Annotated in this window: 2 protein-coding genes; both read left to right on the top strand. The window is 30.4% G+C overall.

Translation table 11 applies throughout. The annotated features are described in order from the left end of the window. Positions 1-297 precede the first annotated feature (297 nt). A complete protein-coding gene (locus VNJ50_RS04775) occupies positions 298-852 on the top strand; it encodes a hypothetical protein (RefSeq protein ID WP_325579567.1) in 555 nt (184 codons plus the stop codon). Between the two features lie 65 nt (positions 853-917). Then, complete coding sequence (locus VNJ50_RS04770; RefSeq protein WP_325579565.1) at positions 918-1,529, top strand: hypothetical protein; 612 nt, start codon at positions 918-920, stop codon at positions 1,527-1,529. Positions 1,530-1,797: the final 268 nt, after the last annotated feature.

Genomic DNA, 1,797 nt, shown 5'->3' with positions numbered 1-1,797 from the left:
AGAAAATATTAAAAGTCCGTTTGATGATTTATAGAGATTTATGGTTATATTTGAAATTGTTAACTTTTATCAAATAAGTTGGGTTTTGGGTCGGACTCCGTCAACTAATCCAACCTTTTGGTAGGTTATAAGTAAGTTATGAGCAACTGACGATAGTACTCAATAGCGGCAAAGGACGGCAACTAAAAGCTATTTATGAAACAAACAGGCCGACATATTGACTACTGGAAACAAGAGTTCATTTCTTACAAAGAAGAAAGGCATATTGCCTATTTTACTAATTAAAAATTAAAAGAAATGAAAAAAGTAAATATTTTAAAAAGAACAGTATTTGGAGGATTATTTCTTGCATGTATAGGAGTAGGAATTGTCGGGTGTAATAAGGAAGAGGTAAAAGTAAATAAAACCACTTTAGAAAACCGCCCAAGTTTGGATGAATTCATCCAAAATGCTGAAACAGAAGGTGAAACTATCTTTTTTAAAACGCATGAAATAATTGACAATACTAAGATTTGCCATAATGCTTTATCTGAAATACAATTAAAGGTGGATAAACCTAAAAAACCAAAAGCAAAGGTAAAATTCAAATGGGGAGGTACAGGGTGTGTAAATGCAATTGGTATTTGTGTCATAATTCCTCTTTTACATGAGAATGAGGACGGCAATGCTAACATCTCAATATATGATGAAAAGTTGATACTAACATTAGAATCAGAAGATAATGGTCTTACTTCAGACGGATTCCTTCCTATTTATGAGGATATTTTTGTTGATGATTCCACTACTATTGAGGCAGGGATTTATAAAGCAGATATTGAAGCAAAAGCGATTGCATTGAATATTCGTAAATAAATTATTGAACTGAATAGCCGTCTCGAAAGACTATTTTAAGGTGGCTTTTTTGATTTTTTTCGATTATGAATAAATTAATCAAAATATGTATGATTTTATTTTTTAGTTCCATAACTAGTAGCTGTTCTTTTCTTCTAAAAAAATCATATGGAATTAATGACTTAACTAGTTTTGACAAAGAGAATTATGAAGATTTTCTTGCTTTTATACCTGACACTATCAATTACATCTCAATTATCAGCTCAAAAGAGCAATTTAGAAGTAAAATAGAAAGCGGAATTGATAACAATAATAAAAACGATTTTGGACAACCAATTCAAATTCTATATTTTAACGAAGATAGTTTAATTTCCTTTCATGCAAACTGTCATGCAAAAGGAAGCTTAAGAGGACTAGATTGGAACATTAATAATCGTTTTGAAAGTTTTGTTCCCATATCGGCTGTTCCAATTAAACATCTTGATTACACTTTAAATAAAACAACATACATATATCCAGAAATTAAAAATAAAGACAAAAAATATACAATCATCTTTTTTTGGACTAATATGATGACTAAACTTTCAAAAGAAGCCTTTAAAATCGTAATGAAAAACTTAAGTGATAATAATATTGACAAAAGCCAATATAGTCTTTACATTGTAAATACTGATTATTATTTTTCAACAATTAAATAAAATGCCCATAACATCAAATAAGCACCAGCCACAATAAATGCTTCGTGCAATGACTTTTCGTATAGATTAAATTTGTAGCTTCGTATCAGACTTTAACGTAAAATGTGGCCGTTGCCTATTTGAGAGCCGTTATAGGGCAATGACAACTAAACTCAAAGCGGTACACGGAAGCCAACGTATGGCAAAAAGACTAATGAAAACTGACATTTGACTCTAAGTAAAATTGACTTATGACGGGAGAAAAAATGACCTGAACACTCCTAAAAAA

It is taken from the genome of Gelidibacter sp. (genome assembly GCF_035577925.1).
Classification (GTDB): Bacteria; Bacteroidota; Bacteroidia; order Flavobacteriales; family Flavobacteriaceae; genus Gelidibacter.
Note: the sequence above shows the minus strand (reverse complement) of the source record. Positions and strands in the feature narration are given on the sequence as shown.